The sequence below is a fragment of the Hyella patelloides LEGE 07179 genome (assembly GCF_900659865.1).
GTDB lineage: Bacteria > Cyanobacteriota > Cyanobacteriia > Cyanobacteriales > Xenococcaceae > Hyella > Hyella patelloides.
The window spans coordinates 12,984-25,785 of the sequence record NZ_LR213848.1 but is presented as its reverse complement, the minus strand read 5'-3'; the positions used below and the strand labels follow the sequence as shown (position 1 = coordinate 25,785).

Sequence of the window (12,802 nt, the reverse complement as noted above, 5' to 3'; positions counted from 1 at the left end):
CAACCAAAACATCAGTATGATTAAAGTTGAACATCTCAGTAAAATATATGGTTCGACTGTTGCGATTGAAGATGTAGACTTTACTGTGGAAACAGGAGAAATTATCGGTTTTTTAGGTCCTAATGGTGCAGGAAAAACCACTACCATGCGTATTTTAGCAGGATATTTACCAGCCACTTCAGGAACAGCTAAAATTGCGGGTTACGATGTCCATCAGCAATCTATGGAAGTACGTCGTCGTATTGGTTACTTACCAGAGAATCCTCCTTTGTATCCTGATATGACAGTAGAAGGGTTTTTAAATTTTGTCGCTAAAATTAAGGGTGTAAAAGCAAAAAATCGTCAACAAAAAGTTCAGTCGGCTATTCATAGCTGTCAACTAGAAGATAAAGCCAAAATAGCAATTCGCAAGCTATCCAAGGGGTATCGTCAAAGAGTAGGAATTGCCCAAGCCATAGTACACGATCCTGCGGTAATTATTTTAGATGAACCCACTGTAGGGTTAGATCCCAGACAGATTATAGAAGTACGCAACTTAATTAAAAGTTTGGCAGGAGATCACACCATTATTCTCTCTAGTCATATTCTGCCAGAAGTGAGTGCAATCTGCGATCGTGTTACAATTATTAATCGCGGTAAGATAGTAGCTACCAGCACTCCTCTAGCTTTACAAGAACAATTAACAGCTAGCCATAGCTATGAGTTAGAACTCGAAGGCAATATCCAAACTCTTTTAAGCAAATTAGCTGATATTCCTGGAGTATTAGATATTCAGCACCTAACAGCACCAGAATCTGAAAACGAACATAGCATACTTAAAGTTACTTGTAATGGTTCAGACTTAGGCAAAGAACTAACAGCCACTATTGTTAGTCAAGGTATTGGTTTACACGAAATGCGTCGCACTCGTCCCAGTTTAGAAGATGTCTTTTTGCAGCTTACCACCGAAGAATCCGATGTAGAACTTAAATAATTAAATAAACAGACGAAATATATAACCTGAAAAAATTATAAAAAAATGGGACAATATTTATCTTGGTAGATAATTTTTTGACAAAAAACTTCAATTATGTTTAATTTTTCAGGAAAAAGACCAGATAACTTAGGGGTAAATAACGGAAAATTAGTAGCTTGTCCTGGTAGTCCTAATTGTGTTAATTCTCAAAGTAGTGATGAGCAATCTAAAATCGATCCTTTACCTGCGGTTGCTATTTCTAAAATTAAAGAAGTAGTAGAAAGTATGGAAAGAACAAAAATTGTAGAGGAAACTGATAATTATCTCTATGCAGAATTTACCAGCCAACTAATGGGATATGTCGATGATGTAGAGTTTTATTCAGATAATAGTGCCAATGTGGTTCATGTGCGCTCTGCATCTCGTTTAGGTCAATCCGATCTAGGAGTTAATCGCAAGCGTGTAGAAGAAATTAGATCTAAGCTAGCTTAAATATTTTAGATTATTTTCTTAAAGGTAGGTGGTAAAACCTACCTTTGCCTATTTAGGGAAGTAAAGAATCAGAATTTGTCTACTATGATGAAAACATCTTAGATAAATCAAATTACGCTTACTTCAAGGATTTCTAATTAATTCCTTTAAGCCTTTCTTCTTAAGATATTTTTGAAATATATTTACCGCATCAGGATGATATCCACCATTATTTAAAAAAGCTAAAGGAGAAAATTTAACTTGATAGGAAAAAGCTTCATTAGTAGCCACTAAACGCGAATAATGTTCGCAATTCCACCCCAATAAACCATACTCCCATGTCTTAAAACAATCCAAAGCATATATTAATCTTTGAATTACTAAATTTGAAGGCAAAGTTTTAGTAGGAGTTGACTTTAAATTATATTCTGATATTTTTATTACAGAAAATACTCCCCCTGGACTAAACATATATTCATCTGAAAGACCAATTGCATAATGATTTGCAAAAGATTCTTGCCATTCTAATAATTTTCCGTACATTTTGCTATTAGAATTAGCTTTAGCTTTTATTTCATTTCTCAACCGTACAATTTCATTTTCACTTAACATATGGTATTAAAATCTCTCTCAAATATCACATATATAAAATTCCCAAAAATTGTGTTAAACCGATCGACGAAACAACAAGCTTTATTGTCCGAACAGTTCCCATAAAAATCAGACTTAATTTAAAGCGATCGCCTACACTATATCACTATTCCAATAACTAACCTTTTATTTTTTAGTAACGATTTTTATTTTATTTATTGTTATTAGATGAACAATAGCTATCAAGAAAATTTTTTGCTATTTCTAAGCTGTTAGGTTGTACTTGAACTGTATAAGCTTCGGCTTCGATTTCTTTTCGATAATTGTGATAACGCATGAAATAAGGATGAGTCATTTTTGGCGGTTCGATATCTAAATTGAGTAACTTAAATTCCTCTTTATTTCCTACACATAGTTGTGCTGCATGAACTGCTTCGTGTATTATTGTGGCTTTAGCATTTCCTAGGTCAAAAACTACAGGATTAATCCAAACAGTTTGTGTTTTTCCTTCTAGTAAACCATAAGGTCTAATACCATATCTATTTTTGTAAGGTGGTATTTCTTTTTTTACAGTAAAACCATAGCTAATTAAAGTTTTTTCTAAGAAATTAAATTGAGTTACTTGCTGATTATCTTGGGAATAGCCAAAAAGTGGATATACTACTATTAGGGTAACAATCAAAAATATAAAGAATAGTTTTCCTTGATTGAGATTCTTCAAAATAGTTTTTAAGTTCATGAAAATATATCAAATGTAACTATTAACTTTAACTATTATCCAATCATGGCTAATCTTCTTCCATAGTAGGAGTCCATAATAATCTTAATGCCATCGTAGCAAAACCGATCGCTGCTAAAGATTTTAAAAGCTTTTCTGGTAAAAATTGGGCAACTCCACCACCAGCAATTACTCCTAAAAAACTAGCTAAAATTAAAGCTACTGTAGAGCCTAAAAAGACAGCACGAGGATGTTTAGAACTTCCTCCTAATGCGATCGCTGCTATCTGGCTTTTATCGCCAATTTCAGCTAAAAATACAGTAATAAAGCTCAATCCTAAAAGTTGTAAATCCATTATTTTTGTTAATAGTTTTGAGTTAGTTATTCGGAGGTAATGATTTTAGAGTTTATTTACTAATAGCTAATCTCTCATTGCTCATTGTTGATTGTTAGTCATTAACTACAAACTGATAAATGATCGATGTTAAATGATTACTGAATAATGTCATTAATTAGCCAAGCGGTAATAAATAACAAAAGCATTGCTACAGAAAAATCCAAAGTTTTGGGTGATAATTTTTTCGACAACCAATAACCAATTAAAACTCCTAATAAGCTAGTAGAAATAAGCGCGACCGCTGCCCCAGTAAAAACAATCCAAGGTGACTGAGATTCGGCACTCATGAGTAAAGTAACTAACTGAGTTTTATCACCCATTTCTGCTAAAAAAATAGTGATAAAAGTAGAACTAAAAACTGCCCAGAAACGACCCTGATTTTTGGGATTAGGTTGCACTTCTTTTGTCGTGTTTGTAGATTTTAAATCATTATTTGATATTGCAATACTTTGTGCTTCATGTTCTACATTTGCTTTGAAGTTATCAGTTGTCATCTGGTTAATTGCTATTTTGTACCTGATTAAGTTCCCAACATCGTATTATATCTTTCTTGTCTTCCTTATATTCCATCTAAGTACCTAGACAAAATTAATTGTGCAATTATTCTCTTGCTATACCAGGCTTAGAGCTTGAAATAATATACAAACAATTCTGTTCGATTACTAGATATTCCAACTAACCCTACCCCCTTGTCTACTTTATCTTTCCCTTTAGTCAGCTACAATCTATTAGTCCAGCAATACCTTCTTATTTTCTGACATTACGATGGTTTTCTTTCGCCAAGATTCTTCCTTAACTAATCTGGTTAATCAGATTTTAGACACTACCTGGGCAAAGTTTCCTACTTTAGCTCAAGATCAAATTGCAATAACTTGGATTGTTTACGATCCTCCAGTTATTGTTAATACTGGTGGTGCGCTTTCGGCACAAGAATTTTGGCAACATCCTGTGAGAGGTTGTAGCTATCGGGGTGTAGAAAAAATTTATCCTGCCAGCATTGTTAAATTGTTTTATTTAGTGGCAATTCACGAATGGCTAGATAAAGGAATGGTAGCAGATAGCCCAGAATTACAACGAGCAATCAAAGATGCTATTGTCGATTCTAGTAACGATGCTACTAGCTTAATTGTAGACGTTTTAACGGGGACTACTAGTGGACCCGAATTACCTGCTGCACCTTTTGCAACCTGGAAACAGCAACGAAATATTATTAATCGCTATTTTAAGTCTTTGGGTTGGCAAGAGTTGGAAAATATCAATGTGAATCAGAAGCCTTGGAATGAGGGAGCTTACGGGAGAGAAAGAGCTTTCCTCGGAGAGTTAATGGATAATCGGAATGTGTTAAATACTGATGGAGTGGCTAGATTACTTCATAGTATTATTGGCGGTGTTGCTGTGTCTAGCGATCGCTCTACTCAGATGATGCAACTACTTAAGCGTAGTCTAAATCCTGATTATTTGGCACGATATGACGGGGAAGAAGACCAAGTTACAGGTTTTCTAGGGTCAGGATTAACCCATAACGCTCAAGTATGGTCAAAAGCGGGCTGGACATCTCAAACCCGCCATGATGCTGCTTATATTGAAATTCCCGACCTACAACCCTATCTATTGATAGTGTTCACAGAAGGCAAAGCAAATGCCAAAAATAAAGAGATACTTCCTTTTATCTCTCAAGCTTTCGTTACAGCAATTAAAAATCTAGCCTGAGTTTGATTTAGGTAAACGGTTACGCATTTGATTGATTCTTTGAGATTGAGCGTCATGTGAGCAGGAAAAGCAAGGGAGGCAATACTATCGATCTATTACCTCCCAACAACTAACAACTGTACGGACGTGACCTGGAATGTCTCTACCCACTAACCCTTTGATTTTGTTGGATTAAATGCTGAATAGTCGAAAAAACACCATCTCGACCTTGAAAATTATCTAATCTCTTTTGGATACTACCATCTTTGAAAAAGAGTAAAGTCGGTAAACTGCGAAGGCGATAAGCATTAGCTAATTTAAAGTTATCATCCGCATTTATAGATACTAATTTAATCGGTTTATCTAAGCTTTTTTGTAATTGCTCTAGCATAGGATCGATCATGCGACATAAACCACACCAAGGAGCCCAAAAATGCACTAAAACGGGTTGAGAAGATTGTAAGACTTCTTCTAGAAAAGTCTCTTCGTTAACGTTTGAAAACATTTTATTAAGTTATTTTTTAAAAGAGTTTTATTGCCCTAAAACCATGCTACATCGAATTGGGATCGATAAAACACCATTTTTACTACTTTATTTTTAACTACTTGGTTGAGGCTAAATTTGATAGAACAAATGCATTGTTTTCTTGGTGTATCAATATAAAGTAGCTAACAGCTAAGAACCACTTACCAAGGTACTCTTGAGGTAGCTACCATTAGCCAGGGATGACCCCACCAAAACAGCATCACAAATGCCACTACTCCCACATAAGCAGGGCGTAGAAATTCTTGCCATTTTAATTGTTGTCTGCCATCAAGTACGGCTAAAAAAGGAATTACAGAGGTTCTTTCTTTAACTTTTGTAAAAGAATCACCATATCTTTTGGTTAATCTGCGATCGCCATGCCAAACAGCAAATAAATGATGACCAATTAAACCTATGGAAGTAACCAAAGTAAAAGTTGTCCCAAGCCACAAAGTATGAGCAATACACCAAATTACTTGTCCGACCATTTGGGGATGGCGAGAGATGCGGATAATCCCAGTTTCGTAGAGGTGTACTTGGGGTTTTTGGACGGCTGCAATTTCTAGCAAGTTAAAGGTTGCAGGATAAAGAAAAATGAAGGAAATAAAAGAAAGAATCCAGACCACAGATTTAACTCCAGGAACTCCCTGTACCTGCCATAATTGCCAACCATCATAGCGATGATTGAAAAAATAAATAATCAGTATAGTTGCGGAGGGAATACTGACTAAAGCAAACAAGACGCGATACAGTCTAGCACCAATTTTACTTTCTCCCCAAGGTCTGAGGGCTGCCAAACCACTATGAGCGATCGCAAATCCAGCTAAAAGAGCCAACATTGTCCAATGACTGGATGCAATCGGGCTAAATTCTGTCATAGATATTTTGTAATAAGAGAAATTTTCTATATTAGATGGTAACAGCGATCAAAAATAAATACGATCCCCTATCGTGTTACTGTCAAAAGTATGGTGGAAAATTTCCATCACATATTTAAATCTAATTTAGTAATTGCCTGAATTTTCTAGCAAAGTTAATTACTGGCTAATAACCATAATTTTGACAAAATATTATGTCTGATATTCCTTTCACCTTGGATCAACTTCGTATCCTAAAAGCGATCGCATCAGAAGGCAGTTTTAAAAGGGCTGCTGACAGCCTTTATGTGTCTCAACCTGCGGTAAGTCTCCAGGTACAAAATCTCGAAAAACAACTTAATGTACCTTTGTTCGATCGTGGTGGAAGAAGAGCTAAATTAACTGAAGCAGGATATTTGTTGCTGAGTTACGGCGAAAAAATAATTGCCTTGTGTCAAGAAACCTGTCGTGCAATTGAAGATCTACAAAATCTTCAGGGAGGAACTCTCATTGTAGGGGCATCCCAAACCACAGGAACTTATTTAATTCCTCGGATGATTGGTTTATTTCGGCAAAAGTATCCTGATGTTTCGGTACAGTTGCAAGTACATTCAACTCGCCGTACTTCTTGGGCTGTGGCAAACGGACAGGTAGATTTAGCTATTATTGGTGGAGAAGTACCCACCGAACTGCAAGATACACTGAAAATTATGCCCTATGCAGAAGATGAATTGGCTCTTATTTTGCCTTCTTTTCATCCTTTAGCGCAGGTGGAAATGATTCAAAAAGACGATTTATATAAGCTTAATTTTATTACCCTTGATTCTCAATCAACCATTCGTAAAGTAATTGATAAGGTACTGACTCGTTACGAAATAGACCCCAAACGCCTGAGAATCGAAATGGAGTTAAATTCTATTGAAGCGATTAAAAATGCTGTGCAATCTGGTTTAGGTGCAGCTTTTGTGTCTACTACGGCGATTGAAAAAGAGTTGGAAATGGGAGTGTTACACAGAGCGAAAATAGAAAGTATGATAGTTAAGCGTACTCTTTCTGTAATTATTAATCCTAACCGCTATTGTTCCAAAGCTGCGGAAGCCTTTAGCGCTGAGATTTTACCAGAGTTTTCTACTCAACACGAATTTTCTCCTCTAGAATCTTTGTATTTAGAAGCTAAAACCGAGGCTCCAACTCTTTGAAATTCACAAATGAAAAGTGAATAGTTAATTAGTACTTATGGTGGCTATGGATTAAAACATTAGATGGTTATTGGCTAGTTACCTAGATAGCAGTGTATCTTGTTGTAATAGTGATTGTTGAGACATAGCTAATGCCAAATGGAGATTCTTTGTACTCGTCCTAAATGTTCTAATCCAAAAAACTTTTTTAGTGATTTAGATAGTATTAGTCAGGTGAAAACTGCCTCACAAAAGTACTGCGCTACTTGTGGAATGCCATTGATTTTAGCAGACCGCTACATTCCTGAAAAGTTATTAGGACAGGGGGGTTTTGGTGCTGCTTTTTTAGCACGCGATCGCTATAGTCCCAAATTTCGCTATTGTGTTGTTAAGCAATTTAAACCATCAGGTAATCTTAGCCCTCAAGATTTAGATTTAGCACAAGAATTATTCGCTAGAGAAGGGGTAGTTTTAGAAGAATTAGGCAATCAACACCCCCAAATCCCCGATCTATATGCCTTTTTTACTCCCATTGTTTCATGTCGTAATGGTCAAGATAACGAACAATATTTTTATTTGGTACAAGAATATATTGATGGACAAGATTTAGAATCAGAATTAGAACAAAAAGGACAATTTTCTGAAACAGAAGTTCTCCAAATCTTGCAAGAAGTTCTCAAAATTTTAGATTTTATTCACCAGAGAAATGTCATTCATCGTGATATTAAACCCTCTAATATCATGCGTGATCGTAATGGTAAAATTTATTTACTAGATTTTGGTGCGGTTAAACAAATAGCCAGTGGTGCAAACTCAGGAAAATCTACGGGAATTTATTCTATGGGTTTTGCGCCACCCGAACAAATGGCAGGAAAACAAGTTTATCCTGCTACTGATTTATACGCTTTGGCAGTTACTTGTATCAGTTTATTAACAGGAAAGCCAGCAGAACAGCTATATGATAGCTACCATAATTGTTGGGTATGGCGTAATTATGCCCCAGTAAACGAACCCTTGGATGAAATGTTAGATAAAATGCTGATGTCTATTCCTGCTCAACGCTACCAATCAGCTACTGAAGTTCTATCTCTTCTTAACTCTACTTCTTCGACTTCCTCTACTTCTCCCGCTCCCAGTACGAGTGTTTCGCAGAACCCCCCCACATCTTCAGCTTCCTCTACTATTGTCGCTTCCCCTGTACCCTCCACTCCCTCTAAGCCACCTGTCCGTAGAAATCCTCCTAATTTCTCTCTTGTAGAAATTTTAGGTAGTGCTGCATTCACAGGTTTTGAAGGAGCATTATTAGCAATTTTTTTAACTAATTTATTTGCTGTTTCAGGAGTTAGTTTAGGTATTTTAGGAGCGAGTATTGCAGGTTTAATTTATGCTCAAACTCGTCGTATTATTGAAAAAATAGATTTAGTAATTATTGCAGGTATTAGTGCAGCAATTGTCTTTTTCTTCCCTGTATTACAAGGAGGATTAACAATAGGAATTATTTTAGTTATTGCAGCAATGAGCGGAGCAGGCGCGATCGCTATTACAGCTTTATTTCGTTTAATATATCAAATACTAGCACGTTTACTGTAGAGTAATCAGTTTTCTTTTACCTAAAATTTATCGAAATTATGGTACTTTTGTTAATAAAAAATACTTAAAAGAGCTCAATTGATATTAAGAAAAAATAGAAACTCACAGAAAATACGCAGAACAATTAGGTTCTACAAGATATAGAGTTGTCACATATGAAGATTTAGTTGGTCAACCAGAAAAAGCTTCAAAACCAATTTGTGAATTTTTAAATTTAGAATTTTCCCACAAATGCTAGTATTTAATCAAAGGAAAGAATTAGGTTTTAATAAAAGATATTCAGAACATATGAATAACACTTTAAAACCTATTTTTACCTCAAGTATTTATAAATGGAAACAGAAACTTAGTAACACTCAAATTGCTATCATTCAAAGTATTCTTGATGATGACATGAAACTTATGGAATATTCAGCCATAGATGTTCAAGCGGTACTACCACAAGTACGATATAAAATCGATGATAGGTAATATTCAATTGTTAGCTTAACCAATTATCAATTATTAATTCCTTTCGCTACTGGCTACTTGAAAAATTTTTACTACTTCATCTTGTATCCTTTAGCATAGTTCTAATTAATTCCTAGCATTGCTTCTAGAGTTAGATATAAGAAAGCAAACGTTCCCACACCCAAGCCAATTACAGCAACAGCAGTCACGGGATTTTTCAGAAAAGGGGCTAATTTTTCAAAAAAAGCCCAAAAAATACCGATACTAAAACTAATCAGATAGCGTGGATAGCGACTAACGTTCTGGAAAAAATCTTGCATGGTTATTTATAAAACTTGATATCTAATACCTTACTATTTTAATTAAACAGGGTTAAAGTAACTATTTTCAACTAATCTACATCTAAAGATATTTCTCCAATTACACATGAATTTGTTGTTTCGATCTACTCGTCTGCGTCTAGCTCTTTGGTATACTACAGTTACTGCTATTCTATTACTTTTATTCGCCACAGGGGTTTATGTGTATGTACGGACAACCCTCATAGATCGCATTGATGATACCTTAAAACACGTTGTAGAGGTAGTAGAACACTCAGTTATCATTCAACCCATCGCCTCAGCAAAAAAAGAGTATAAAGTTAATTTAGAAGCCAGTTTCCGCTACAATGCTGAAGTAGTAGGAGACGATCGCATCGATTTCGAGTGGTTTACACCTCAAGAAGAATTACTGTGGTCTACTTTTAGTGAGCCTTTGGGCATTCCTCTGCATTATAATCATCGGCTAGAAACAGTTGCACTTTCTCCAGAACGCACTTTTCGTCAAATAACCGAAACTATAAAGCTAGAAGATAAAATACTGGGCTACTTAAGAGTCAGTCATCCCTGGTTTGAAGTAACTAAACCCATCCGCCAACTGACTCGCGATTTAATACTAGGAATTAGTTTAATGATAGCTTTCGTAGGTGCTATTGGCTGGTGGCTTTCAGGAATTGCTATCGAACCAGTAAGGCAATCTTATTCTAGTTTAAAGCAGTTTACTGCCGATGCTTCCCACGAATTACGTAACCCCATCGCCACTATTCAAACCAATGTACAGATGGCACTAGCTTATCCTGAAGCAGAACCCCAAAAACAAGCAAAACAGTTACAAATTATTGAAAGATTAACTCAAAGACTAGGAAAATTAGTTAACGATTTACTCTTTTTAGCTCGTTCTGATAGCGGTATTTCCGAAATAGATTGGCAACCAGTTCAAGTCGATGCGTTATTAATTGAAGTGATTGAAGAACAAAGAACCTTAGCCAAACAAAAAGGAGTTATTTTAGAACTCAATATTCGCGAATCAGAACTAGAAACTAATATAGAAAATTCAGAAAATAATCAAAAAGAAAACTTCACTATTTTAGGGGATTGGGATCGTTTAGCTCGTTTATTTACAAATTTAATTGCTAATGCTATTGAGTATAGTAAAACAGAAGAAAACTCGATAGCAATATTTTCTAATAAAGTAATTATAGAGCTTAGAGATAGTAAGCAATATCAAGTTATTAGAAAACTCAGAAAACGTAACCGTCAAAATTTTTTAATCATAGCAATCAAAGATACAGGGAAAGGGATTGCAGAATCCGATTTACCCCATATCTTCAATCGTTTTTATCGAGTCGATCCTGCTCGTTCCAGACAGCAAAAGACTACAGTAGGAACAGGTTCGGGATTAGGTTTAGCGATCGCCAAAGCAATAGTAGAAAGCCATAAAGGAGAGATTACAGTAGAAAGTACTGTAAATATCGGTACTACATTTACAGTTATCTTACCTATTAGTTAAACAATCAAAAATCTAAATAATTATTCGATAATTTCCTCCTCTAATTCAAAATTATTCTCTTTAACAGAACCCAATAAATCTTGTAATTCATCAAAAGATTCTTCAGAAATTTGGTCTAAAACACTTAGCTTTTGTTCTACTTCTTCTAATTCTTGTGTTTCATCTGATGTAAACTCATCAACTCGCTCTATCAAAGATTCGATTCCTGAAAAATCTTCGTTACTATTGTCTTTTTCTTCCTCGTTTAATTCTTCTATAGAGTTGAATAATTCATGATTCAGAATACTTTCTTCTAAATTATTTTGAGGTAAAATTTCAGTAGCTTCTAATTCTTCAATATCAGATAGAGTTTCACTCTCTGCTATTAAATTAATAATTTCATGAGGAAGCTCTTCTTCTATTTCATTTGTTTCTGTTTCCTCATAAATCAAATTTTCTGGGATGAAGTTTGAGATATTTTCAGAGATATCTTTATCTTCTGCTTCTTTAGAGGGAGCAAATGTATCATTATTTCCTAATAATTCTGTCAACATGGGAGTGGAATATGCTTTCTGACCGAGAGCATTTCCTCCCGTCAACTCGCCCTCAGAATCATTTTCAATTCGATCAAAACTGCTAAATTCACCCATCACAGAAATCTCTTCTTCTTCATCAAGAGAAGCCAACCCATCCACTACAGGAATTTCTTCTTCAACTATTTCATCATCGAGAGCAGAGAGAGCATAAGCATTTCCTATCAATCCTACTAAATCATCGCTGGATTCTTCTTCAGCGACTTCAGGATCATCAAAAGAAGCCAACTCATCCATCATCGAAGTCTCTTCTTCAGCGACTTCCCGATCAAAAGAAACCAACTCATCCATCATCGGAGTTTCTTCGACTTCAGGATCATCAAAAGAAGCCAACTCATCCATCATCGGAGTTTCTTCTTCAGCGACTTCAGGATCATCAAAAGAAGCCAACTCATCCATCATCGGAGTTTCTTCTTCAGCGACTTCCTCATCAAAAGAAACCAACTCATCCATCATCGGAGTTTCTTCGACTTCAGGATCATCAAAGGAAACCAACTCATCCATCATCGAAGTCTCTTCGACTTCAGGATCATCAAAGGAAGCCAACTCATCGTCTTCCATCAATCCCATTAAATTATCATTACCAGATTCTTCGACTTCAGGATCATCATCAAAAGAAGCCAACTCATCCATCATCGGAGTTTCTTCGACTTCAGGATCATCAAAAGAAACCAACTCATTCATCATCGAAGTTTCTTCGACTTCAGGATCATCAAAGGAAGCCAACTCATCGTCTTCCATCAATCCCATTAAATTATCATTACCAGATTCTTCGACTTCAGGATCATCATCAAAGGAAACCAACTCATCCATCATCGGAGTTTCTTCGACTTCAGGATCATCATCAAAAGAAGCCAACTCATCCATCATCGAAGTCTCTTCGACTTCAGGATCATCAAAGGAAGCCAACTCATCGTCTTCCATCAATCCCATTAAATTATCATTACCAGATTCTTCGACTTCAGGATCATCATCAAAAGA

14 protein-coding genes are annotated in these 12,802 nt (G+C 35.7%); 6 read left to right on the top strand and 8 right to left on the bottom strand.

The features are described 5' to 3' along the window. Nucleotides 1-16 precede the first annotated feature (16 nt). Entirely contained in the window at nucleotides 17-973 is a 957-nt protein-coding gene (locus tag H1P_RS14430) for an ABC transporter ATP-binding protein (RefSeq protein ID WP_144868289.1), read from the top strand. 96 nt (nucleotides 974-1,069) lie between these two features. Then, nucleotides 1,070-1,447 (top strand): DUF1499 domain-containing protein, encoded by a 378-nt coding sequence (locus H1P_RS14425; RefSeq protein ID WP_144868287.1) that lies wholly within the window; start codon nucleotides 1,070-1,072, stop codon nucleotides 1,445-1,447. A 123-nt stretch (nucleotides 1,448-1,570) separates the two neighbouring features. Here the strand turns inward: H1P_RS14425 and H1P_RS14420 are convergent, their stop codons facing one another. From H1P_RS14420 to H1P_RS14405, 4 genes are all read right to left on the bottom strand, one after another. Continuing rightward, nucleotides 1,571-2,038 (bottom strand): hypothetical protein, encoded by a 468-nt coding sequence (locus tag H1P_RS14420; protein WP_144868285.1) that lies wholly within the window; start codon nucleotides 2,036-2,038, stop codon nucleotides 1,571-1,573. 190 nt (nucleotides 2,039-2,228) lie between these two features. Beyond that, the gene (locus H1P_RS14415) at nucleotides 2,229-2,756 is read right to left on the bottom strand and encodes a hypothetical protein (RefSeq protein ID WP_222427063.1); all 528 of its coding nucleotides are present in this window, start codon (nucleotides 2,754-2,756) and stop codon (nucleotides 2,229-2,231) included. Nucleotides 2,757-2,805: 49 nt separating this feature from the next. Next, entirely contained in the window at nucleotides 2,806-3,090 is a 285-nt protein-coding gene (locus H1P_RS14410) for a TMEM165/GDT1 family protein (protein ID WP_144868283.1), read from the bottom strand. Between the two features lie 137 nt (nucleotides 3,091-3,227). Further along, nucleotides 3,228-3,626 carry a TMEM165/GDT1 family protein gene (locus tag H1P_RS14405; RefSeq protein WP_144868281.1) on the bottom strand — a complete coding sequence of 133 codons (399 nt, stop codon included), beginning with the start codon at nucleotides 3,624-3,626 and terminating at the stop codon, nucleotides 3,228-3,230. Nucleotides 3,627-3,897: 271 nt separating this feature from the next. Between H1P_RS14405 and H1P_RS14400 the strand changes: the two genes are divergently transcribed. After that, nucleotides 3,898-4,842 carry a serine hydrolase gene (locus H1P_RS14400; RefSeq protein ID WP_144868279.1) on the top strand — a complete coding sequence of 315 codons (945 nt, stop codon included), beginning with the start codon at nucleotides 3,898-3,900 and terminating at the stop codon, nucleotides 4,840-4,842. A gap of 142 nt (nucleotides 4,843-4,984) precedes the next feature. Here H1P_RS14400 and H1P_RS14395 read toward each other — a convergent pair whose 3' ends face one another. Both H1P_RS14395 and H1P_RS14390 read right to left on the bottom strand, forming a co-directional pair. Then, complete coding sequence (locus tag H1P_RS14395) at nucleotides 4,985-5,326, bottom strand: thioredoxin family protein (RefSeq protein ID WP_144868277.1); 342 nt, start codon at nucleotides 5,324-5,326, stop codon at nucleotides 4,985-4,987. A gap of 182 nt (nucleotides 5,327-5,508) precedes the next feature. Then, nucleotides 5,509-6,225, bottom strand: coding sequence for an NnrU family protein (locus H1P_RS14390; RefSeq protein ID WP_144868275.1), 717 nt, complete (start codon nucleotides 6,223-6,225; stop codon nucleotides 5,509-5,511). Between the two features lie 194 nt (nucleotides 6,226-6,419). On the opposite strand from H1P_RS14390, the gene H1P_RS14385 reads away from it, so the two are divergent. Both H1P_RS14385 and H1P_RS14380 read left to right on the top strand, forming a co-directional pair. Further along, nucleotides 6,420-7,403 carry a LysR family transcriptional regulator gene (locus tag H1P_RS14385; RefSeq protein WP_144868273.1) on the top strand — a complete coding sequence of 328 codons (984 nt, stop codon included), beginning with the start codon at nucleotides 6,420-6,422 and terminating at the stop codon, nucleotides 7,401-7,403. A gap of 138 nt (nucleotides 7,404-7,541) precedes the next feature. Then, on the top strand, nucleotides 7,542-8,972 hold the full coding sequence (locus H1P_RS14380) for a bifunctional serine/threonine protein kinase/MFS transporter (protein ID WP_144868271.1): 1,431 nt from the start codon (nucleotides 7,542-7,544) through the stop codon (nucleotides 8,970-8,972). A gap of 572 nt (nucleotides 8,973-9,544) precedes the next feature. On the opposite strand, the gene H1P_RS14370 is transcribed toward H1P_RS14380, so the two are convergent. Beyond that, nucleotides 9,545-9,742 carry a DUF751 family protein gene (locus tag H1P_RS14370; protein ID WP_144868269.1) on the bottom strand — a complete coding sequence of 66 codons (198 nt, stop codon included), beginning with the start codon at nucleotides 9,740-9,742 and terminating at the stop codon, nucleotides 9,545-9,547. Between the two features lie 115 nt (nucleotides 9,743-9,857). Here H1P_RS14370 and H1P_RS14365 point away from each other — a divergent pair, with 115 nt between their 5' ends. Further along, complete coding sequence (locus tag H1P_RS14365; RefSeq protein ID WP_144868291.1) at nucleotides 9,858-11,249, top strand: ATP-binding protein; 1,392 nt, start codon at nucleotides 9,858-9,860, stop codon at nucleotides 11,247-11,249. A gap of 20 nt (nucleotides 11,250-11,269) precedes the next feature. On the opposite strand, the gene H1P_RS36090 is transcribed toward H1P_RS14365, so the two are convergent. Beyond that, nucleotides 11,270-12,802, bottom strand: a 1,533-nt coding sequence (locus H1P_RS36090; protein ID WP_186375968.1) for a hypothetical protein, incomplete at its 5' end; no start/stop codon positions are given.

Coding starts and splice junctions, on each gene's coding strand:
- H1P_RS14430 (WP_144868289.1), top strand. CDS start 17: ATGATTAAAGTTGAACATCTCAGTAAAATATATGGTTCGACTGTTGCG.
- H1P_RS14425 (WP_144868287.1), top strand. CDS start 1,070: ATGTTTAATTTTTCAGGAAAAAGACCAGATAACTTAGGGGTAAATAAC.
- H1P_RS14420 (WP_144868285.1), bottom strand. CDS start 2,038: ATGTTAAGTGAAAATGAAATTGTACGGTTGAGAAATGAAATAAAAGCT.
- H1P_RS14415 (WP_222427063.1), bottom strand. CDS start 2,756: ATGAACTTAAAAACTATTTTGAAGAATCTCAATCAAGGAAAACTATTC.
- H1P_RS14410 (WP_144868283.1), bottom strand. CDS start 3,090: ATGGATTTACAACTTTTAGGATTGAGCTTTATTACTGTATTTTTAGCT.
- H1P_RS14405 (WP_144868281.1), bottom strand. CDS start 3,626: ATGACAACTGATAACTTCAAAGCAAATGTAGAACATGAAGCACAAAGT.
- H1P_RS14400 (WP_144868279.1), top strand. CDS start 3,898: ATGGTTTTCTTTCGCCAAGATTCTTCCTTAACTAATCTGGTTAATCAG.
- H1P_RS14395 (WP_144868277.1), bottom strand. CDS start 5,326: ATGTTTTCAAACGTTAACGAAGAGACTTTTCTAGAAGAAGTCTTACAA.
- H1P_RS14390 (WP_144868275.1), bottom strand. CDS start 6,225: ATGACAGAATTTAGCCCGATTGCATCCAGTCATTGGACAATGTTGGCT.
- H1P_RS14385 (WP_144868273.1), top strand. CDS start 6,420: ATGTCTGATATTCCTTTCACCTTGGATCAACTTCGTATCCTAAAAGCG.
- H1P_RS14380 (WP_144868271.1), top strand. CDS start 7,542: ATGGAGATTCTTTGTACTCGTCCTAAATGTTCTAATCCAAAAAACTTT.
- H1P_RS14370 (WP_144868269.1), bottom strand. CDS start 9,742: ATGCAAGATTTTTTCCAGAACGTTAGTCGCTATCCACGCTATCTGATT.